22 protein-coding genes are annotated in these 20,917 nt (G+C 59.5%); 7 read left to right on the top strand and 15 right to left on the bottom strand.

The window, feature by feature from the left end; all coding sequences use genetic code 11:
- Positions 1-4: 4 nt before the first annotated feature.
- The 3 genes from NSJP_RS15125 to NSJP_RS15115 all read right to left on the bottom strand — a co-directional run bounded on the left by NSJP_RS15125 (position 5) and on the right by NSJP_RS15115 (position 2,294).
- The gene (locus tag NSJP_RS15125) at positions 5-631 is read right to left on the bottom strand and encodes a hypothetical protein (protein WP_080887696.1); all 627 of its coding nucleotides are present in this window, start codon (positions 629-631) and stop codon (positions 5-7) included.
- A gap of 250 nt (positions 632-881) precedes the next feature.
- Positions 882-1,865, bottom strand: coding sequence for a Kelch repeat-containing protein (locus NSJP_RS15120; protein WP_080887695.1), 984 nt, complete (start codon positions 1,863-1,865; stop codon positions 882-884).
- A 21-nt stretch (positions 1,866-1,886) separates the two neighbouring features.
- Positions 1,887-2,294, bottom strand: coding sequence for a DUF4168 domain-containing protein (locus NSJP_RS15115; protein ID WP_080887694.1), 408 nt, complete (start codon positions 2,292-2,294; stop codon positions 1,887-1,889).
- Positions 2,295-2,472: 178 nt separating this feature from the next.
- Here NSJP_RS15115 and NSJP_RS15110 point away from each other — a divergent pair, with 178 nt between their 5' ends.
- The 3 genes from NSJP_RS15110 (at position 2,473) to NSJP_RS15100 (ending at position 3,815) form a co-directional block, all read left to right on the top strand.
- The gene (locus NSJP_RS15110) at positions 2,473-2,862 is read left to right on the top strand and encodes a hypothetical protein (RefSeq protein WP_080887693.1); all 390 of its coding nucleotides are present in this window, start codon (positions 2,473-2,475) and stop codon (positions 2,860-2,862) included.
- 330 nt (positions 2,863-3,192) lie between these two features.
- Positions 3,193-3,396, top strand: coding sequence for a hypothetical protein (locus tag NSJP_RS15105; RefSeq protein WP_080887692.1), 204 nt, complete (start codon positions 3,193-3,195; stop codon positions 3,394-3,396).
- A gap of 71 nt (positions 3,397-3,467) precedes the next feature.
- A complete protein-coding gene (locus NSJP_RS15100; protein WP_080887691.1) occupies positions 3,468-3,815 on the top strand; it encodes a hypothetical protein in 348 nt (115 codons plus the stop codon).
- Positions 3,816-3,824: 9 nt separating this feature from the next.
- On the opposite strand, the gene NSJP_RS15095 is transcribed toward NSJP_RS15100, so the two are convergent.
- The 3 genes from NSJP_RS15095 to NSJP_RS15085 form a co-directional block, all read right to left on the bottom strand.
- Complete coding sequence (locus NSJP_RS15095) at positions 3,825-4,211, bottom strand: YkvA family protein (RefSeq protein WP_080887690.1); 387 nt, start codon at positions 4,209-4,211, stop codon at positions 3,825-3,827.
- A 61-nt stretch (positions 4,212-4,272) separates the two neighbouring features.
- Positions 4,273-4,551 carry a hypothetical protein gene (locus NSJP_RS15090; RefSeq protein ID WP_080887689.1) on the bottom strand — a complete coding sequence of 93 codons (279 nt, stop codon included), beginning with the start codon at positions 4,549-4,551 and terminating at the stop codon, positions 4,273-4,275.
- Between the two features lie 62 nt (positions 4,552-4,613).
- The gene (locus NSJP_RS15085; protein ID WP_080887688.1) at positions 4,614-6,602 is read right to left on the bottom strand and encodes an OPT family oligopeptide transporter; all 1,989 of its coding nucleotides are present in this window, start codon (positions 6,600-6,602) and stop codon (positions 4,614-4,616) included.
- A 168-nt stretch (positions 6,603-6,770) separates the two neighbouring features.
- On the opposite strand from NSJP_RS15085, the gene NSJP_RS15080 reads away from it, so the two are divergent.
- Positions 6,771-7,262 (top strand): HAD domain-containing protein, encoded by a 492-nt coding sequence (locus tag NSJP_RS15080; RefSeq protein ID WP_080887687.1) that lies wholly within the window; start codon positions 6,771-6,773, stop codon positions 7,260-7,262.
- A gap of 9 nt (positions 7,263-7,271) precedes the next feature.
- On the opposite strand, the gene NSJP_RS15075 is transcribed toward NSJP_RS15080, so the two are convergent.
- Positions 7,272-7,838 carry a heme-binding beta-barrel domain-containing protein gene (locus NSJP_RS15075; RefSeq protein ID WP_231989397.1) on the bottom strand — a complete coding sequence of 189 codons (567 nt, stop codon included), beginning with the start codon at positions 7,836-7,838 and terminating at the stop codon, positions 7,272-7,274.
- 463 nt (positions 7,839-8,301) lie between these two features.
- On the opposite strand from NSJP_RS15075, the gene NSJP_RS15065 reads away from it, so the two are divergent.
- Positions 8,302-8,850: an MOSC domain-containing protein gene (locus NSJP_RS15065; protein ID WP_080887685.1), complete on the top strand. Its 549-nt coding sequence runs from the start codon at positions 8,302-8,304 to the stop codon at positions 8,848-8,850.
- A gap of 10 nt (positions 8,851-8,860) precedes the next feature.
- Here the strand turns inward: NSJP_RS15065 and NSJP_RS15060 are convergent, their stop codons facing one another.
- Together NSJP_RS15060 and NSJP_RS15055 are read right to left on the bottom strand one after the other, a co-directional pair.
- Positions 8,861-9,178 carry a hypothetical protein gene (locus NSJP_RS15060; RefSeq protein WP_155970284.1) on the bottom strand — a complete coding sequence of 106 codons (318 nt, stop codon included), beginning with the start codon at positions 9,176-9,178 and terminating at the stop codon, positions 8,861-8,863.
- A 61-nt stretch (positions 9,179-9,239) separates the two neighbouring features.
- Positions 9,240-9,596, bottom strand: a complete 357-nt coding sequence (locus NSJP_RS15055; RefSeq protein ID WP_080887683.1) for a hypothetical protein — start codon at positions 9,594-9,596, stop codon at positions 9,240-9,242.
- Between the two features lie 306 nt (positions 9,597-9,902).
- On the opposite strand from NSJP_RS15055, the gene NSJP_RS15050 reads away from it, so the two are divergent.
- Positions 9,903-10,766 (top strand): dienelactone hydrolase family protein, encoded by an 864-nt coding sequence (locus tag NSJP_RS15050; RefSeq protein ID WP_172834370.1) that lies wholly within the window; start codon positions 9,903-9,905, stop codon positions 10,764-10,766.
- A gap of 92 nt (positions 10,767-10,858) precedes the next feature.
- Here the strand turns inward: NSJP_RS15050 and NSJP_RS15045 are convergent, their stop codons facing one another.
- On the bottom strand, positions 10,859-11,545 hold the full coding sequence (locus NSJP_RS15045) for a small metal-binding protein SmbP (RefSeq protein ID WP_080887682.1): 687 nt from the start codon (positions 11,543-11,545) through the stop codon (positions 10,859-10,861).
- Between the two features lie 785 nt (positions 11,546-12,330).
- On the opposite strand from NSJP_RS15045, the gene clpX reads away from it, so the two are divergent.
- The gene (clpX, locus tag NSJP_RS15040; protein ID WP_080887681.1) at positions 12,331-13,602 is read left to right on the top strand and encodes an ATP-dependent Clp protease ATP-binding subunit ClpX; all 1,272 of its coding nucleotides are present in this window, start codon (positions 12,331-12,333) and stop codon (positions 13,600-13,602) included.
- A 336-nt stretch (positions 13,603-13,938) separates the two neighbouring features.
- Here clpX and NSJP_RS19370 read toward each other — a convergent pair whose 3' ends face one another.
- The 5 genes from NSJP_RS19370 to NSJP_RS15015 all read right to left on the bottom strand — a co-directional run bounded on the left by NSJP_RS19370 (position 13,939) and on the right by NSJP_RS15015 (position 20,794).
- Entirely contained in the window at positions 13,939-14,112 is a 174-nt protein-coding gene (locus NSJP_RS19370) for a hypothetical protein (protein ID WP_155970282.1), read from the bottom strand.
- A gap of 48 nt (positions 14,113-14,160) precedes the next feature.
- On the bottom strand, positions 14,161-15,114 hold the full coding sequence (locus NSJP_RS15035; RefSeq protein WP_080887680.1) for a hypothetical protein: 954 nt from the start codon (positions 15,112-15,114) through the stop codon (positions 14,161-14,163).
- A 274-nt stretch (positions 15,115-15,388) separates the two neighbouring features.
- Complete coding sequence (locus NSJP_RS15030; RefSeq protein ID WP_080887679.1) at positions 15,389-16,639, bottom strand: DEAD/DEAH box helicase; 1,251 nt, start codon at positions 16,637-16,639, stop codon at positions 15,389-15,391.
- 578 nt (positions 16,640-17,217) lie between these two features.
- A complete protein-coding gene (locus NSJP_RS15020; RefSeq protein ID WP_080887677.1) occupies positions 17,218-18,111 on the bottom strand; it encodes an ATP adenylyltransferase family protein in 894 nt (297 codons plus the stop codon).
- 268 nt (positions 18,112-18,379) lie between these two features.
- Positions 18,380-20,794: an alpha-amylase family glycosyl hydrolase gene (locus tag NSJP_RS15015; protein WP_080887676.1), complete on the bottom strand. Its 2,415-nt coding sequence runs from the start codon at positions 20,792-20,794 to the stop codon at positions 18,380-18,382.
- Positions 20,795-20,917: the final 123 nt, after the last annotated feature.

Below are 20,917 nucleotides of genomic sequence, written 5' to 3'. Positions count from 1 at the left end.
TCCCTCAGAACGTGCTTGCCCGTCTGGGGACGGTCATGTCGGGAGGCGCCGGCAGGGTCAGACGGTCGCTCAGACGCATATAGGCATGGGCGAGCTCAGGATCGGAAAGGTTCAACAGGTCGAAGCTCTGCAACCGGTCCCAGCGGTAGGTGTAGATGCCGATCACGTCGAGCATGTATTGACGGATGGCTTCCCTTCTCTGCGACCGGTCGTTCTCGTCGGTATCGTGAGAGCCGGTCCGCCTATCCGGTGCCGACGTGTAGATCGCCGCGGCGCCTCGTGGAGGTTGTGTCACCCCTCGGTTGCACTCCTGCTTCTCCAAATGTTCTTTCAAGTGAGTTTCGATGTCCGTCACCGAGATGGAGGTGCCGCTCAGGCCGACCCTCCATTGATCTTCCAGATAGCGGGACCGGTCCAATTCCTCGCGCGAATGGATCGCCTGTTCCAAGGCCGCCTCCTCCTCTCCTCCGTCGAAGCGGGCGGCGGCCTTCAGCAGCAGCTGTCCACAGCGCTGCAGCGCCAAATGCGAGCATCCGAGCAGGTATTGGCTGATCTCGTTCGTTTTGGTCGAGGAACAGTGGGGACAGGGCCGGCCATTTCCAGAATGCCGCAGGAACGAGTCATGGAACATGGGACGTCACCTTACCGGTCGGCCTCGCTTGATGCTGGGACGGCTCACTGAGGAACGCACACCTCAGGTGTTGTGGTAACAGAAAGAGTGCAACTCCAATGCCCTATGCTCAAAGCGGACATTTCCTTGTGAAGGCAGCGAAATAACACCGGGATTCTCAGAAAGATGAGGTGCCTGAGTATGTCGAAAGGTGCAAGGGGCGAGAGTATTTGGATTCAGCTCGGATCTATTTAGATTCAATGAGACGAACTTAGCGGGACGGTGGCGTGAAGATCTCATGCAGGTTACTGAAGGAGCCGCCCGGAGTCGGACCTCCATCGATCACATGAATTCCTCCCTGGAGCGATGCCGCCCCCAAGCCATGCCGTCCGGTCGGCATCGGGGCCATCCTTTGCCACTCATGCCGGGCCGGATCATAGGCTTCGTTTTCGCGAAATGTTCCTTCAGGACCTTCGCCGCCGAAGACATAGAGCCGGTTTCCGAGTGACACTGCAGCAATGCCGCTACGAGCAGTCGGCAGCGGCGGGGCCGATTCCCAACGATCCACGGCGGGATCATAGACCTCGGTGACGGCGAGGTTCCGTTGGTAGTCGCCGTTCAGACGGCCACCGATCGCATAGATCTTCCGGTTGAGGGCCACGACGGCGAGATGGTCGCGAGGGGTCGGCAGCGGCGTCCTCGGCATCCATCGATCATGGGCCGGATCATAGATTTCCACCGCCGGGCTATTCCCCTTCTCGCCGAATCCCCCGATCGCGTAGAGCATTCCGTCGAGCTCCGCCACGGCCAAGGCCCCGCGAGCGGTCGGCATCGGGGCACGCTCGGTCCACTTGTCCGCAGCCGGATCGTACGCATAAACCGAGGCCACCGGTTGCCAGATGCTCAGGCCGGATTGCTTATAGCCCCCGATCACGTAAACGAGACCGCCCACGGCTCCGATGCCGGTGTGATGCAATCCCATCGGCATGGAGGCTCTAGCCGTCCACCGATCCGATGCGGGATCGTATTCCTCGAGTGCCGGCGTAATGGCTAATTTCGTCGCCGTGCCTACGCCGGGCGGTTCGAATCCTCCCACGACGTAAATCTTGCCGTTGACCGTGACGGCGACGGCTTCGGTCCGTTGCAGCGAAGCCGGCCTCGCGGTCCGCCAGGCACCTTGACCGGGATCAGGCTTCGTCGGCTCCGCGCCGGACGGCTGCGGGAGAAGGCAGACCAAGAGGAGGCCATGGAGCATCCAAGCGATTCTCGATCGCACTCAGTAACCCCTTCCCGATCCCCCGCTTCGTCCCATTCGGTCGAGCGGCAGGGCGTCATACCGTTGTTTCAGGTCGGGATTGGCCTCGAGAAAGCTTTTCACGCCGGCTTCATCGGCGAAGACTTCCTTGCTGCGCGCGCGATACTCTTCGACGGTCAAATCATATTTCGCCAGAACCTTGCCGAGCTTCGTATTGATGTCGGCCCGCATGTCCTGCATCCGCTCCGGCGAAGGCGGTTGCCCTGTCCCGTTGCTGCCTCCACCTGAAAAATAGTTGGTCATCATCTCTCCGATTTCGATGCGGGCTTTGACAAATTTCTCCACATCAGCCGGGTCCGCCGCGAACGCGGATCCGGTCCACAAGAAGACGGATAAGGCGAAGCCGATTGCCCAGTGCATGACGGTCATGAATCCCCCATGTCGCTGAATGGTTGAATACGATCATCGTCCGCCCTTGTCGGACGGGCGACGAGTTCATCTTACAAGGTTCGGTTCGGTGAAGGAAGGACGTGGGGATTCCCCTAGTGTTCCGACGGCGGTAATTGCGTGAAGCTGGACTCATTCACTTTCCAATAGGAGGACGTTCATGCCCAATACCAATGCGTCGTTTGCCCCGCGGATGCGCAGTGAGGAACTCCAGGCACTGATCGAGAAACTGGAAACCTTGGACCATCGGTCTCCGGTGCGGCCTGATCTGGAGCGGTTCGATGATGAAGCGGAAGCGGTACTCGTCCGGCTCTACGGCGCAGATCATCGCTACGTCGAAACCTACAAGTATGCAACGCTTGCCGAGGCGGAAGCATTGGTGAACCTGCCGGAATCGGCACAGGAGCCCATGGCGAAGGACCTTCCAAAGACGGCGGTGCAGCAGCGCCGTCAGGCCCTGCAGAGCATGTTAACCGAGATGGCTGAGATGGAGGCGAAGGAGGTGACGATGTTGACGGGCGAGGACAAGGAAGATCCGCCGAGTATCTGATCGACGGGCCTGCCCGTCTTCACACCGATGTCCATTCGCCTTCATCATGAGGGGGCTCCGGCGCCCTCTCATGTGAGGTTGATCGGCCTTTTTCATCTCTCCGGATACTGAATTCCAATCTCGAGTTTGAGCGATTTCGCTCAGTTGAGCATGAGCGAAAATGCCGTGCGGCATTCGGTCTGGAATCTGCCTCCAAATCGTCAGGCAAAATCTAAACATTTACAGGAACTTATGTGGGGCTCTCGCGGCCCATGCCAGGACTGCGATTTGCACAACTCTAAGGTGGTCGTTGGCGACAACGTGTCATGGTGCATGGTGAGGAGCTCCGATATGGATCAACAACACACTGCTGCCGATCAGATTCTCCAAGCGGTAAAGGCCCATCCGGATTGTGCGCTCGGCCATTTGATCCGCAGCCTGCCGGAATTGAGCTGGTTCGAAGTGTTTCATGAAGTCGATAGGCTGGGTCGCACCGGTCGTATCAAATTCAGTCGGAACAGTCTGGGCCTGGCGACGACGCTGCGCGTCCAGTGACCGGTCCGCCGATCAGACGGCATGTCGATTCAGCCTGCCCGTTCTGGGGTAAGCAAGAAAGGAATGGATCCATGATGGTACTTCCCCTCGGGATCTTGGTCAGCCTGGCCCTCGCGTTTGCAGTCGGAGCCTGCTCCGTTCCGTCGGCGCAAGGTCAGATGATGATCGAATCTTCCTACTTGGGAAGCAGTTCCGGCGAGAAAGCGACGGGGACAGGCCATTTCGGCAAAAATCCAGCCGATATGACCAGCTTCGAGGTCACGACTGATTATTTCACCCGCCGGTCTGAGGAAGAGGACCGTGAACGGGCCGACCGGGAGAAGCGGATGCGCGCGATGAGCAACTATGGCAACATGACCCAGGGCGGGGAATCCTATTTCGATCGGCTCTACTATCAACCCATGGTCGGTGCGAGATAGCCGGTAGTGCTATGCCGTCTCCTGCGGACTTTCAGCCGATCCATTGCGGTCTTCCCAGTTTTTGAACTGGTCCAAATCCCCCGCCAGGCTCTTCAATAGCCACGCGATCAAGGCAGCATCATCGATATAGCCCAGTCCTGGAATGAAATCGGGAACCGCGTCGAACGGATTGATGAAGTAGATCAGCGCCGCCACGATCGCCACCAAGGTTTGGGCGGAGACTCCGTGATAGGCTCCGTTCATCCAGGCCTTGAGCAGTCTGGTCAATAACTGGATGTCGGTCCAGATCGCACCGCCCCTCGCTCGTGCCATCGACAAGGCTTCGCCGATCAGACGCTGCAACCGCTCCTTGTCCCTGAGGTATCGTCCGGCCCGTCCGCCATATTGTCCGAACATCCTGTCCCCCGTCCCGTCCTCGTCGGACGCCAATGAGATCCAGCTTCGGTCGCCCGGCCGTTCAGCGAACCGGATGGTGAGACGGTACCGTGTGGACCGACAAGGTCAATTGCGCCTGGGTGATGGCATCCAAGAGCGCCAGCCGTTCCGCTTCGTGCTTCCTGAGTCGCGGCACTCGATTGATGAACCGCTCCGCTGCATCCGTGAGGTGTTCCAACGTTTCGATCATGCCGTGTTCGGCGTCAACGTGGAGCGTGTTTCTCTTCCGCCGCCGTCCCACGTACGTCTGCGGGGCCGACGGATTGTCTTTTTCGAGTTCAGGTCTTCTGGATCGTGCCATGTATGCCTCCGACTCATGGCAGTGTACCTGTTTCGCCGGCCGATTGCATGGCGAGATTGCCGCTATCGGTGCCGGTTGCCGCGCTCCGGCCGTCCGGTCCTTGTTGCGACGCGATAGAGCAGTATTCCGACCAGTGCGATGACCGCAAGTCCCGGCCAGCCGGCAATCGGAGGTGTGTCGAAGAGAGTAAAGGGATCGGCCGAGAGACCGGGAATCAGCGCGGCCAATGCGATCGGCATGGCCAGCAGAATACCCATCAGGGCCTCCCCTGTGATCAATCCGGCGGAAAACAGCAGGCCTGATCGGGAAGTCTCCTCTCCCGACGACGCTGCCCGTTTGGCCAAGGCGGCGACGGCACCGCCGAAAACGATGGCAGCGGAAAGTTTCAACGGCAAATACATGCCGAGAGCCACGGCGAGGACGGGCAGACGAAAGGTGCTTCCGCGCGCCTCCAGCTTTCCGTCCATGAAGATCACCAGGCCGCCGAATGCCGCGCCGAGTCCGACGAGGGGCCATGGCAGGCCCGCTCCAAAGACGCTGCGAGTCAGGCTTGCCATCAACGTAGCTTGCGGCGCGCTCAGCGGATGCGGATGTGCGACCGTCGGCTCGCCGATGCCGTACTTGGCGTGGAGTAATGACAGCACCGGAACCAGCACGAGGGCACCGGTGACCACACCGACGACTTGCATGATCTGCTGCTTCCAGGGCGTGGCGCCGACCAGATGGCCGGTCTTGAGGTCCTGGAGATTGTCTCCTCCCATGGCGGCGGCGCAGCACACCACGGCTCCGATCACCAGCGCCGCGGCGGGACCTGCCGGATGGCCGGATCCCATGAAGAGCACGAGCAGTAATGCAGCCAACATGATCGTGGCGATCGTGACTCCGGAGACCGGATTGCTCGAACTTCCGACCAATCCGGCCATATAAGCCGCGACCGAGGAAAAAAGAAAGGCGGCGAGCGCCATGACGACCGTCATGACCAGGCCGATCGACAGGCTGTCGACGACGCGTGAATAGAGCCAGGCCATCGGGAACAGCGACAGGACGAACGGCGCGACGATCCACGGCAAGGAGGCATCCCGGTCCGTCCGGTCCGTCCGGTCCGTGTGCTGATTGATGTGCGCGACGCGGGAGGCTCGATACGTATCATGAAGCGTCCGGAGACTTCTCCAGACGGGTTCGCGCAGTTTGGTCAGGGTCCAGAGGCCGCCGATCAGCATGGCGCCGATGCCCACGTATCGGATGTGATGGCTCCAGATCGTCCTGGCCGCCTCCAAGCCCGTGAGATCGGCCGGTAGCCCGTTCAGGAGGCCGTATGCGGGCATCAGCACGAGCCAACCGATCACGCCGCCGACGAACACGACGACCGACGTCTGAAGGCCGATGATGAAGCCCACGGCCAGCAACGCGGGCGATAGATTGATGCCGGCATACAGGACCGTCCTGCCGATCTGCGCCGCCGCTTCGATCGATTCAGTCCACAGGCGCAAACCGCTCTCGCAGAACTTCGCCGCTCCGCCGATCATGGCGGCGGTGGCCAGCGCCTTGAAGTCATCCGATGGTTCCCGTCCCTGTTCGCGATGCGCGCCTGCCGACACCTTCAAGACTTCGGCCGTCGCCACTCCTTCCGGAAATCGCAAGCGAGCCGTCACGATCAGCGCGCGCCTCAATGGAATGGTGAACAGCACGCCCAATAGTCCGCCGACCGTGGCGATCACGGTGGTCTGCCAATAGTCGAAGTCTCCCCAATAACCCACCAGCAGCAAGGCGGGAATCGTGAAAATCACTCCGGCCGCCAGCGCTTCTCCTGATGACGCGGCGGTCTGGACGATGTTGTTTTCGAGAATGTTCGATTGCCGGAACAATCTGAGAATCGCCATCGAGGCGACGGCGGCCGGGATGGACGCGGAGACGGTCATGCCGGCAAAGAGCCCCAGATAGGCATTGGCTGCCGCGAGCACCGCGGCGAGGATGACCGACAGAACGACCGCCTTGACGGTGATCTCAGGCAGTGAAACCGCAGCGGGGACGACAGGGTGCTCCTGATTCATACGAGTCGATACTCCAGGGCAAACCGACGCATGGGGGAGAGAAAAAGGCCCCCATGATAACGCAGCGCAGGGGGAAGGCAACAGGCCGGAGTGCGGCCGGCAAGCACCAAACAGTGAATTTAATAGGTTTCCGGAACGCTTCTGTTAGAGTGACCCCGGAGGCGCCATATGAAGACCGTACCGATTCTCTTCCACGACATTGACGGGGTGTTGTTCGGCGACTATGCGGGCGAGTTCCAACTCAGGCCGGGCGTCAAATCCTGGCTCGCCTGGGCGCACGAACATTTCGAGCTCGTCTGGCTGACGTCGTGGGAATCGGAGAGGATCAAAACGCTGCTGAAAGTGCTGTACTGCGAGAAATTCAGACCAGACGAGGACCCACCGGTCTTCCACCATGCCAATTGGACGAAGCTCGAAAACAAAGTGGCGTGGGTCCAACAGGCCGTGCAAAAGTTGAACGGCCGTGAGTGGTTCTGGATCGACGATGACATCGGAAAATTCGAGCCGGAAATCGAAGCGGCGGGTATTCCGCTCACCCGCTGCATCCAAGCCAACCCGGCCGGTCAGGACGAATTGACCGTCATCCAATCCGTCTTGGCCCGCCGTCTTGCCGGGCTCGGCACGAACGTGGACGGCCCCGAAAAAGACCGCGCCGCCTAGCCTTCCGATCTAGCCCGATACCCGCCTCAATATGTTCTGATCCGTATGATGGAACAGATCCGGTTTGCCCGGCATGCGAAGCAGCGAATCTTCCTTATAGTGAAATCGGTCCCGACCGAAGATGGTGACGGTCAATTCGAATCGTACGGTCTTGAATTCCCGGTCGAGGAACCGGTTCGAGCAGATGCCGTACGTTTCAGACCCCACGTCCGCCACCAACGTGAATTCCATGGACGTGGGTTCTGCGGCGCCGCCGGCAATCAACGCGATGCCGCGCGGTATGATAAAGCATCTCAGGACCTGCCGTTCCACGGGGTCCCATAACCAGTATCCGACTTCCTCGTGAAACGGATAGGTTTCACCGATCCGCCGTGCCACGGTCGCATAACGCAACCCGTACAGCATCTGTTCGTGGTTTTGCACGGGAATAATCGGCTCGAACGTCATCCGTTCATGAAATTTGTTATGTTCCGTTCCCCGATCATCCGACGGTGCGACGTCCTCCCCCTTCTCTCCCTCCCAAATGCCGGCCAATGGTGCCAGCGGCCCAAGTTTGCTCAAATCTGACTGCATCATACCCTCCTGTTTTCCCATCACGTGCTGGCGTCGCTGATTCTGTAACTGCCAGCGTTGACTCTGCAGATCCGTGTGGACCAGGTATATTCGATGACCACACAGTTCTCGTAACCCTTGAAGCGTGCGAGCAGCGCCGGCAGACAGCGGTGCGGACCGCTCCTCTCCTGATAGATGAGACCGTTCACCTCGCGCGATTGTAATTACAGGCTCCTGTTCATTCAACTGAATGCACCATGTCTGACGACGCATACGACTGCCGATTCGATTGTTGGATCGTGCGTCTGACGTCGGCGATGAGAAGTCTGTACAATCAATCAAAGACAGATGCTCGCACATCGCTCGAACAGCCGTGCGGTGTGATCGGTGAGCGGATCGTGACCTGGATAGGATGGAAGCCGGCGTCGTCGGGGAATGAGGAATGTCCGGCGACCGAACGCTGCAGCGTCTAGACAGGAGGCCTGCCATGAAGCTGGTATCGGTGCAAGTCGGCCGTCCACGCACGGTGCGATGGCGGGGAAAATCCATTACCACCGGCATCTATAAGAAGCCGGTGACGGGTCGCATCATGGCACGGCATTTCAATCTGGAAGGGGATCAGCAGGCCGATCTCACCGTCCATGGCGGCCGGGACAAGGCGGTTTACGTCTACCCATCCGAGCACTATGCGTTCTGGCAAAAAGAACTGCCGGGCACGCAGCTCCCCTACGGCAGCTTTGGGGAGAACTTTACGACGGAGGGGCTGGACGAGCAGTCCGTGCACATCGGCGACCGTTTCAGGATCGGGGGTGCGGTGATGGAGGTGACCCAACCGCGTCTCCCCTGCTACAAACTCGGTCTCCGATTCAGACGCCCAGACATGCCGAAGCGGTTTCACGTGAGCGGTCGCTGCGGCTTCTATCTGGCGGTCATCGAAGAAGGCGAAGTCGGCGCTGGCGACGGATGGGAACGCCTTGCGCACGACGATCGGGAGATGTCGGTGAGCGAGAGTTATCGGAGCGTGTTCGAAAATTGAGAACGGGTTTCTATCTTTCTTTTGGCCAATAGTCTCGGCTAAAGGCCTTCAAGACGCCGTCGGGCGTGAAAATCAACGTCTTCCGCCAACCTTGCGCCCCGCCATATGCACGCTGCTCCCACGTCCACACGATATCTCCGTCGGCGGTCGTCGTGCGCTTCGCCGGCGGTCCCCACTCATCCAGATAATAGTCCTTGGTCTTGACGCCGATCTCCTGTCGTCTCTCCGAATCGAACCATTCCCATCGCTGCTCGAGCGTCAAGGGACAGCCGGTGGAAAGGGTGAGAATCATCAGTATTGCGCAGAACGATGCGACGGGATGCGCCATTGATCGTCCCAGGTAAATGGCTCCGAACCGCACATGAGAGAACCGGCCCTATTGAAACTCCTCATGGCTCGATCAGTTTGACCGACAAGGCTTGGCCTTTCTCCGAAATCTGAGCCTCTACCCTGTCGCCAGGATTCGCTCGGGCCGGGACTCTTGTCTCGCGCGTGAGCGTCAATTCAATCTCCTGGCCGGTCGGTGTCGTGATGGTATAGGCCTTGTCGACGAACTGGAGAATGTCTTTTCCTCCGCCATCCTTCGCCATATGAAAATTCCCTTCGACCGCCGAAACCTGACCTGTCACGGTTCGTGGAGATGAAGGGCGGGATTGAGTCTGGGCCTCGGGGACGAAGAACCAGGCGCTTGCAATACCGAGGCTGATCGCGGTGACCGTGGAACGGATGAACTTGACGTCAGTCATAGTATCCTCCTCACGTCTGCCCACCTGATCTCTTGCAATCTACAAAAGAATGCACCACAAGTGCCAATACCCTAGAAGACTGTTTTCGCAAGCAAAAGGTTCACTGTGGACATTAAACCACCTGAATTTGTAGGGACTTTTGCCACATCCCATGTGGGCGCCAGCCACTAGGATAATCTCTAGGAGCCAGATTCAAGGCCCGAGCCTGTGCGCCTACGATGTGAGCGCCATGATCGGCCACGCACGATCTCTCGCGTTGCTCTGATCAGGGGCAAGTGCTATCGTCGCCGCCAGGAGGATCCTGCCATGGCCGGTCACAATCCCATGCCGAATTCGTCACCAGCCATGACTCGACGTGGTTTTGTAACCGCGACGTTGGCGGCCGGCTTCGCGTTGGCCGTGCGGCCGATTTCTGCCGCCACTATCGCGACTGACGAGGCGGAACTGACAGCCGGCGAGATCAGGATCTCCACCGGAGATGGCCCCATGCCGGCCTATCGTGCGAAGCCGCAGAGCGGCGCCGGGTTTCCGGTTGTCCTCGTGGTCCAGGAAATCTTCGGGGTCCATGAGCACATCAAAGACGTATGCCGCCGGTTCGCCAAGCTGGGCTACTTGGCCATTGCGCCCGAGTTGTTCACGCGCCAGGGGGACGTGTCGAAGATGACCGATATCGACGAGATCCGCTCCAAAGTGGTGTCGCAGGTCCCCGACGCACAGGTTCTGTCCGATCTCGATGCCGCCGTCGCCTGGGCAAAAGAATCCGGGGAAGGCAACATTGAGCGTCTCGGCATCACGGGATTTTGCTGGGGAGGGCGAATCGTCTGGTTGTATGCGGCCCACAATCCCCAGCTCAAGGCCGGCGTGGCCTGGTACGGTCGATTGGCCGGCAATCCGACGCCCTTGCAGCCCAAGCATCCGCTCGACGTCGCCTCGTCGCTCAAGGCTCCGGTGCTGGGTCTTTACGGTGCGGAAGACAAAGGCATCCCACTCGATACGGTGGAACAAATGAAGGCGACGCTTCAGTCAGCCGGCGGCACGTCGCAGTTCGTGATCTATCCGAATGCCCCGCATGCCTTCCACGCGGACTATCGGCCAAGCTACAGAAAGGAAGCGGCGGAAGACGGCTGGAAGCGGTTACAGGATTGGTTCAAGAAGAACGGTGTCGCGTAGCACGCGTTTCATGCCTGTGCCTCTGATGACAGTCGGCTGCCGTACGGATTTGGCGGGGTGGAGCATCTCCACCCCGCCCTCCGCAAGCTTCCCTATTTATTAGGCGACTTCGGGGAAATCGCGACCACGCGACCTTGCGAGTCAATCTGCGTCTGCACCATGTCTCCCTCTTTGACCTGACGGCTCATCTCCGGAGACATGAATACCGGCGTGTCGGCGCCGGTCTGAGGATCTCTGACGACATAGGCTTCCTGCTCCGGAAAGGTCGAGATGGTCGTCGTCCGTCTCAACTCCCCTGTCAGGATTCGGGAACTTTTCGTGCCGGCCGTGCTGACTGGATGGACGGCTGAGGCCTGCACCAGCTTGACCCGAGCCTCTTTGATGGAGGATGGGGCAATCTGATCGCGCTTTCCGACCATGATGGTTTCTTTCAGATTTGCGATACCGTCGTCCAGATCGGGATTGGCACCGGCCACTTGCGCCGCCTTGGCTTGCTCCAATGACATGTTTGTGTGTCGCAGCATCTCAGGAATGTTCCCTTCGTTGCCGGCGACCTCGGCCTTCCGCGCGTGGGCCACGGCTTCGGATAGCTGGCGGTCGTAGGATGCGCGGTCGGCCGTCGTCGCTGTTTCCGGACGATCCGACGGGACCATCTGAGGTTGGTCAGCGATGGGCGGTGGGGGTGGGGTAGCGGCGGTCTGGGCGTTGGACGAACAGGGAGCCAGTCCGAGGAACAACACAAGACTTCCGCACAAGATGAGTACACCTCGACGTAGCATGGTGAACCTCCTCTTCGGCTATGAAATTAGGTCCGTGCATGGGTGAACTGACTCCGGCTTCGTTCTTCGACGGAGCCTGCCTGTCTGAACCAGAAAAGCGGTGTGTTCACTGCCAATCATGCACCTCCTCGCAATAGGTTCACTGCGCAGGTCTTGCCTCGGCATCGTACTCAATACCTGTGCTGATCCGGAGAGCCGACTCTTTGTTCTGGTGCGGCCTGACCGGACGGCACTGTGCGGGCAAGAATCTCGTGGCGTGTGTGAGCGGCGGAGGCTGGAGAATCAGTCGCGCGAAAAGAAATGTGAAGCGCGAGAGATAGGGCAGCCGTCAGCGTCGCTTCACGCCTGACAGCATGGCCAGTACGATGGGCGCAATGAAGACCGGAGTCAAGTTCTAAGATTTCGAGCCAGGCAGATAGAATGCAGGTCGATGGTAAGAGGGTTGGTCTATAAGACCATTGACAGGAACGTGGCCGAGGCGTATGAGAGGTCATAGTGTACGAATAAGAGGAGGTCAGTCATGGAAGACCTCAGTCCACCGGACCTCAATGGCCCGCCGAGATAGAGGCGGGTTTCACGTCGGTCGCATTGGCCGGATTTGAAACGGCAACACAATCTCCCGTGTACGGGAAGACCGACAAAGCGCCTCTCTCTCCCGCTTCTATCTCGTTCGGGTCCCTATCCCAATCTCTCTCGCACAGGGTTCCAGTGTCCTCAGCGCGCTGCATAGGCGATGACGGCCGCCCGCGAAGCAGTTGCCGGTCAGGCATCAGGAGGGACAGAGCGTGTTTTGGGACCGAGTCCACCCGTCGCCCGAGCCGAGACCCGTCTGCTGGTTTTGTGGGAGGAGCGAGACCACGGTCCGCAACCTCGTCGCCAGCCCCGTCGAGCACAGCTGCAAGTCCTGCGGCGTCATCTCCAAGGTCCTCATCTGCGAAGAGTGCCTGCAGCGTTCGCTGAATAGGGATCGGATTGGACAGCCTTCAACGTCCTCCTCCCTGCCCTCCGTGATTCCCAAGCCGACCGACATCAAAGCGACGCTCGACGAGTTCGTAATCGGCCAGGAGCGCGCTAAGAAGGTGCTGGCGGTCGCGGTCCACAATCACTACAAGCGCATCGTGAATCGCGACCGTCTCAAACACGTCGGCCTGCAAAAGGGCAACATCTTGATGATCGGGTCGACGGGAACGGGCAAAACCCTCTTGTCGCAGACATTGGCGCGGATTCTCCACGTGCCCTTTGCCATCGCGGATGCCACCACCCTGACCGAAGCCGGTTACGTGGGCGAGGACGTCGAAAACGTCGTATTGAAACTCTTGCAGAATTGCGATTACGACGTCCCGCGTGCCGAGACCGGTATCATCTATATCGACGAAATCGACAAGATCAGCCGCAAGTCCGAGAGTCCTTCATTGACCCGCGACGTGTCCGGCGAAGGGGTTCAGCAGGCGCTCCTCAAGCTGGTCGAAGGCACCACCTGTAACGTGCCGCAGAAAGGCGGGAGAAAACATCCGGAGCAGGAGTTCATCCGCGTCGATACGACGGACATCCTGTTCATCGCGGGCGGAGCTTTCGTGGGGCTGGATCACATCATCGCGGAACGGACGATGCCGAAGCGGCTTGGATTTGATATGCACGATCCGTCCGTCGGCATCGACGGCCATACCGAAATCCTCGGCCGGGTGCGATCGGAAGACTTGCTGAAATTCGGGCTCATCCCGGAATTCGTCGGACGATTCCCCGTTCTCACGACCCTGGCCGACCTTGATGTGCCGGCACTGATCCGGGTGCTGACCGAGCCGCGCAACGCGCTGGTCAAACAATATCAGGCTCTCTTCGAGATCGAAGGCGTCGAATTGACGTTCAGCGACTCGGCCGTGAGGGCGGTGGCGCGGCGCGCAGCGCTCATGAAGACCGGCGCGCGGGCCTTGCGCACCATACTGGAGGAAGTCATGCTCGATCTCATGTACGAGGTACCGGCCATGGGCAGCGTAAAATCCGTCGAAATCACCGAGGATGTCATCGCCGGTACTGCGCAGCCGCGAGTCCTCTCGTAATGGTTTTGTTCACAGCCCCGGTTCAGTACAGACCTTTCCTTTCCCTGATCAGGGAGCCTCGAACGGTCTCATGAGTCAATCTACGTAACCGGACTCAGGCCGCCTGTCTCGGCCGCGCGTGCGTCGGTGTGACGTCCAGAGAGTGATTCCCTTCGTGAGATAGATGCGTCCGTTTTCTTTCAGAATCGCTCTCCCGTGCCATCGACCAGGCTTGCAACCAGAGAAGCGCACAGATTGTGACGACACCAATCATCTCCACCATAGTGCACCTCATAGGTTCTTCCAGGCGCCATGAACCATGGCGGCCTGGAATGAGGTTTATTGCCTCGGCGTCACTCAGGCCGCACGACGGCCGCTTGACGCCCGTGCGATGTGCTCTTTCAACTCCTCGAGGCTTTGCCTTGATGCGTCGGATGGTCTGGCCTTTGACCCGATCAAGGCAAAACTGACGAACAGCGTCACGACCATCAATACGAGACCCGTCACGATTCCCCAATAGACGAGCGACATATGTCACCTGCTCGCGCGCATGAACGCGCGAGTCCCTTCTTGCGCCGCTCAGGCGGCCGGCCGATAGACCCACTTGGACGCCTGGTGCTGGATCTCGGCCATGGCAATACGATCCCGTCGCTGTGCCGACAACGTGATTCCGCCGAAGAAAACGGCCATCAACAAGACGCCGGCAGCGGCAACGAAGCCGACTGGAATGTCCGGCCAGGAGGCCGGTTCGGTCGTGGGCAGGGCCGGTTCTTCAGGAGACGACTCGATGGCTGCCAGCAACGTGAGCCGTTCCTCCAGTGCTTCCGTCCGCACTGCGGCGAGAACGAGACTTCCCATCTGCGAGGCCAGCGCCGTGCCGCCTTCCTCCGCCATCCACTGCCCTTGCGTCAGGTGCACCAGCGCCGATCCCATTTGTTCCTGAATTGCGCCGGCTCGATCCGTGTAACGCTGAAACGCGTCCACGATGCTTCGTCCCAGGACGGCTTGCCAGGTGGAGGCAAACTCCTCGTCAAGCTGCTGTCCCCTGGTTTCGATCGTGCGGATCATGCGGGTGTTGTAATCCGACAGATACAAGTCGGCGGACAGCACGCCGCTTCTGATTCCTCGTTTCGTGTCATTGACAATGGCGCGCCCCATGATGCCCTGAACACGAGCTTGATGGGCGACCGGCATCATTTCCGCTTGATGCATCACCGAACCGAACGGATCTTCCGCGGTGGAGGTGAAGTCATTCGCCGCGATCGTCGCCCGGTTTAATTCGGCGGTGGATTGATCGAGGAGTTGATTGGTCCGGCGCTCGAAGATGGCGCCATCGACCAGCGCCTGGCCAATGACGGGTTGGAGCCAGTTCAGTCCGCTCAGGCTTTCGACCGGTTCTTGCGTGATGGCGGGCTCGGGGACGGCCACCTGGTAGGTGCCGTTGGCAGCCGCAAAGAGCAGGAGAGCACCGAAGAGAATCGCACACATGCCGACACCCACGATGATGTCGACGGAATTGTAACGGTACGACATCACGACCTCCTTTCGCCTTCCGGCAGGTCGGCGCGCGGCAAACGCGCGGACCGCCGTATGGCGCAAGCGATATGAATGGGTTGTTGATCCGGAACGGCGATACCCGTCACGTCCCGGACTGGTATCCGGGAAGAGCGTCGCGCCTGGCGATTGAGGGAACGAGTTCGAACGGGAGAGAAGCGGAGAATCATGGCGGCAACCACCTCCATAATTCTGAGGTAGTGTACGACAGATCCTTTACTCTACGCTCCGGTCAGGAACCGGTCAAGACGGCTTAGACCTGGGATTGTCCCGAGGCGGGAGCTTGGACCATGGGGCGACGATGATGGTTTGATCGTCGGGATCGTCCCGCATGCCCGCGGTCACCACCTTCATTGCCGTGGCCGTTCGGTCGCGGCGCCGGGCTGCCTGGGGCAAGCGGAACCGGTTGACCCAGCAGGGATTCGATGGCCAGGAGTTGCGGGCGGTCCTCGGCCGTCACGAAGCTGGTGGCGCGGCCGGTGGTTTTCATGCGCGCGGTGCGGCCGATCCGGTGGACATAGTCCTCCGGACATTGCGGGAGATCGTAGTTGACCACATGGCCGATGTTGGCCACGTCGATGCCGCGAGCGGCGATGTCCGTCGCCACGAGCACGCGATAGGTCCCGCGCTTGAAGCCTTCGAGCGCCGCCCGCCGCTGCGGGAGGGTCCGGTCTCCGTGCAGGACCGCCACTTTGTGCCCGGCTTCGCCGAGCAAACGACCGATCCGGTCGGCGCGATGCTTCGTGCCGGTAAAGACGAGCACGGTCTCCTTTTCTGCGCCGAGGAGCGACACGAGGAGCTCGCCCTTCCGCGCATGCGTCGTATGGTGCAGCGCCTGCGTCACGCCGTCCGCCGTCGTGGCAGGAGGCGTCACCGTCACATGGACGGGATCCTTGACGTTCGCCTGCACCAGGCGTGTGAGATCGGCCGGCAACGTCGCGGAGAACAGCAGGGTCTGCCGGTCTTCCGGCAGCGCGTCGAGAATCTGATTGATCTGCGGTGCGAAGCCCATGTCCAGCATGCGGTCGGCTTCATCCAGCACTAGGATCTCCATCAATCCGAGATTGATGGTCCCGTTCCACATATGGTCCAACAGGCGGCCCGGCGTAGCGACCAGAATGTCAGGCCGCTGTTGCAATCCCCTCACCTGCGCTTGCATGTCCGCGCCGCCGACCAGCGTGGTCGCGAAGACGCCGAGATTTTTGGCGAGCCGATCGATCGTGCTCTGGATCTGAATGGCCAACTCCCTGGTGGGCGCCAGGATCAAGGCGCGGGGATGTCCCTTGGGATCGGCGGCCAGCCGTTCGATCAGCGGAACGACGAAGGCCGCCGTTTTGCCCGTGCCCGTCTGTGCGCAGCCGAGGACGTCGCGGCCGGCCAGCGCATGTGGAATAGCTTCGGCCTGAATGGCCGATGGGTTCTGAAAACCGGCTTTCGTGAGATTGTGAAGGAGACCTTTGGACAGACCGAGGGCGTGAAAACTCGTGGGAACAGTCGTGTGCACGACACTATCCTTTCAGTTGGATCGCATGGTGACGAAAATCAGAGAACCGAGGGGAGTCAGAATCGGGAAGAGGAGAATCCGCTCCGAACAGGACCTGGCCGCGATGCGATCGCGAAGTCCGTGTGTTTGGATTGGCTCGTCGCCGGACTACTACGATCGAGGTGGCTTCACTCTATAGTATTCAGGCGGTTCCGTCAACCTCTGTCATCTCCTGAACATAGCGAAGGCAGCCCGGACCCGTCTCCATCACAGACGCGACTAGGGCAATCCCAGATGTACCGAGCTGGCCCAAAGCCGATACAACGAACGATCATGCTGCATGGAAGAACAATGAGACGAGGGGTCGCTTTGCCGATCAAAAAGGAAATACAGGACTTTATCATCGCGACCGAGCAGCTCTACCGGCATCTCTCTGATGCAAGAACGTTGACCTGCCACGAGGCGGAAATCCTCCGGTGTTGTTTGGAGGAACTCTCCGTCATCAAATATAGACGCTCCCCGCATGACGGGCAGACCGTCCTCCATTTCGAATGATGAAGACGTCAGGTTCACGAGGTGATGGAAGTCGAAAGAAGCGTTCAGGCGGGATTCGGAAAAGAGACATGCCGAAGCGCGGTCAGCGGTCCCATTCGCCGTAGCGTCTCGAGTTGGCGTTGGTCTTTCACGAGGAAGGTTCCGGCGAATCCCAATGCATTGATGGAAATATCTTCGAAGCGTTCTCGCGATCGGGGCACGAGTAAGGCCCACTTCCGAGTCACGAGGAGATTGTACGGAGCCGTCAGTGCATGGCTTCCTGTGGCGGCCTCCACCGACAGGCCGGCCGTGTGAAGGAGTTGGCGGTAGCAGGCATGGAAGGACGCGCCGCTGAGCTTTTCCGGATTCGTCCAGTCCGCATCCATTCCGGCATAGGCATGGCGGAACTGAAGCTTCGGGACGGTTCCCACCATCTCATCCGGATGTGCAAAGCGGAACAACGGCTCGATCGGGATCGGACCGATGGCGTCCAACGGCAGCAGCTGGAAGTGTTTGTGCGACTGGCTTGCCCCTGCCTCCCGTCCCGCATTGTAGAAGATCAGTCCGTCAATCTCCGTGAGAGTGATCAGCAGCGCTTCACAGTCTTTCTGCGTGAGCTGACAGCACTGATCTTCGAAGCTTCGGGTGACGATCAGTAAGTGACCCTCGACCACGTTGAACTTGTTCAGCAAGGCGAGATGCGTCGGAGAAATCGGCGCGACGAAAAGGTCGGGATCACAGGGAAGAAACGGGTTGACGTTCGCGCCACCGCTTGCAGCGGTTGCTTTTTTGGCCAGGGATTCCATGATCCGCACCTGGAACGGGATCCCCTCCTGTTCAATGACGTCCAGGCACGTCTGCATGAACTGGATGGCGCCGCACCGGCGCGCGTGCTCCATCCGTTCACGCAAGGAGGCCGGCAAAGTGCCCGGTGTGAGGTGTTGTGCCTGATCAGTCATGTGAAAATGGTACGCGAAGCGCCGAGATGAAAAAAGAGGAAAGTGAGAGGACTCTTGAATCCTTGGGAAGAAGCAAGCGGACGGTTTGGTAAGATGTCATCATGAGACTAGGAGGCATACGCGCCGCAACAATCCTGCCCTGCGCTAGGACAGACAGAGCTCTGCAGGCGCCATTCACTCCAGCGATCGATGAAGCGGGCGTGGTGCCACGAATTTCACCACCTCTATGCCCGATCGCATACACGTGGAGCACGCTTGTATGTTCGCGTCATTGCTTGATGAGCACCACAAAGCCGTTGGCGGGTATCACGACTTCAAGCTGGCCTGAGCTGGAAGGTATTATGGCGCCGGAATTCCCGACGTTCTGACCGCCATAGATGACCGCATCGCTATTCAACACTTCCTTCCATCCGGCATCGGGGATCGCGAGCGCATCCTTCGCGATCACATAGCCATTTGCGAACGGCGCATTATTGAAGCTCGCAGCCACGATGACCTGCTCCGCGCCGTCCCATCGTTTCCAGGCCATCACGCGGTTGGCGTTGGACTGGTGGAGGATGTCGATGTTGTGGCTGCGGACTGATTCGAGACGCCGGCCGAGATCGATGACATCCTGATAGAAGCGAAAGAGAGCCTTGCCGTTCCCGGTCCGCTCGCCGAGGATGTCTTCCCGGTGTTGAAGAAACCCGTTGAACGTATACCGCTTCTGGGCCCCGATCTCTTCTCCCATGAAAAACATCGGCGTACCGGCGGAGAGCAGCGAGAGACCGAAGGACAGGCGTGACCGGGACTCTGCGGCCATTCTCGTGGCATCCACCAGCGGAGCATCATTGACGGCCACGACCATGGTCCTTGCGGTCCCAGACGCATTCCCCGCTTCATCGTGCGATTCGTGAAAGACGACCCGCCTGTATTGGGTGTCGTACAGCGATCCCGCAAACCAATCCATCTGAAGCGGATCAATCCCGTCAAGCCCCGCTCGTTTCAGCAGACGAGCCCGGTCACCCGACATGTCCGAATCTCCAATGAGATCGTGATAGAACGCGACGTGCCACGTACCGTCAAATCCCAATCCGCCTTGCGCGGGCGGTTGCGTCACCGCGTCCCATCCCGTATGGTCTTCCGCGATCAGGATCGTAGTCGGACGAATCATATGAAGCGTTCGACTCCACTCACGCAAGAACTTTTGCCCGAACAGATTGGCGCTGCCGATGGAACGCCCATCGGCATTGAGCGTGTTATCGCGGTGAATCGCCTGGGTCAGATCGACCCGCAACCCATCGACATGCATTTCCTCGGTCAAAAAAGCCGCACTACTAATAAACTGCTGGCGGACGACATCTTCCCAGAACCGGGGGGTGTACCCTGAGGAGCCGTTATTCAGATAGCCGCCGTCCGGGAACGCATAATCGGACGAGCGCCCCTCATACCAGTAGTAGATGTTCTGTTCAGGAGCGGTCGAATCATACTGCCATTGAGCCCGCTCCGCGTCGTTGTCGTAGTGGTTGTAGACCACGTCCTGAATCACGGCCATGCCGCGCCGGTGGCACTCGCGGACGAAATGGCGGTACTTGTCGCGTCCGCCGGCGCTCGATTCGATGCAAAAGGGATGGCTGTCGCCATATCCCCATCCCACATTCCCGGAAAATTCCGCCATCGGGAGGAGTTCGACGGCGTTCACACCGAGCAGAACCAGGTGATCAAGAAACGACATCGCATCGCTCAGATCCCCCGCGCCCGTCTTCCCGAATCCCAATGAACCGACATGCAATTCATAAATGACGAGGTCTTCGAGACGATTGGGAACCGGCCGCCCATGAGTGAATTCCGTGGTCCAGAATTCTTCGGCGGAGATGAGATCCGGCGCCGCACCGGGAGCCGTCGATTCGAACGTGCGGCGGACCACGTCAGGATCGATCACGACGCTGCAGCTCACCGTGCCATCCAGCTGGTCCACCGTCCCTGTCCAACCCGCTCCATCGGGAGGCTTGATGCCGCCTCTGCCGATTTGACTGCGGGAAAAAATGTCGGTCCGGTAGACCGTGTCCCCGCCGGCGTTGACGATGCGGTACATATATGGAAGGCTCATGAACGATGCAAAGTTGCCGGGAGGACCACCCTGCCACATACCGTCGGCGCCCCGAGACAGCGTCACGACCGGTTGAGCTGCATCGATTCCGGTGCCATCGTCGGCAATATGGCCGTTCAAAGGCTTTCCGAAGACCACCTCGACGCTTCGTGCATTGGGCGCCCAGACGGCAAAACGCAGACCGGGCTTGGAGGTTGCTGTTGCGAAGTGTTTGTTGGCTCCCAACCGCCGGCCGTACGTCAGGTAATAGCGCTCGATTTGGGCCGAGCTCCCGGGAGTCAGACCGAACTGCCGATAACGGTCAGCGGAATTCATATCCGGGATTTCGGTCGGAATACCCCACAAATTATTGCCCTGCGGATCGTCTACGACCACTCCCCAGCGAAAGAGCGTGCCCTGATCGGCGAGATCGAGTGAGACCGAGGCCTTGAAGACGGGGCAGCCATCTTCTCCGACCGTCTTCTGCATCGGAGATTCCGTCCAATCGGCAGAATACCGGCCATTCGCGTTCCAGCTGCCGCGCAGGCGAGCATTTCGAAAGATCGAGCGCTTCAAGCCTGTGATGAATTGAAATTCCACCTTTCGCGTTGGCACAGGGATATCCTCCTACAAGCGGTGCGACATCGCCGACAGTTTCGTCGGCATCAGAATGTTTTACGAAACATCGAAGCGGATGCAGTTGCAAATCAATGAGGATTTAGACAAGATTTGCACTGC

Source organism: Nitrospira japonica (assembly GCF_900169565.1).
GTDB classification, from domain to species: domain Bacteria; phylum Nitrospirota; class Nitrospiria; order Nitrospirales; family Nitrospiraceae; genus Nitrospira_C; species Nitrospira_C japonica_A.
Note: the sequence above shows the minus strand (reverse complement) of the source record. Positions and strands in the feature narration are given on the sequence as shown.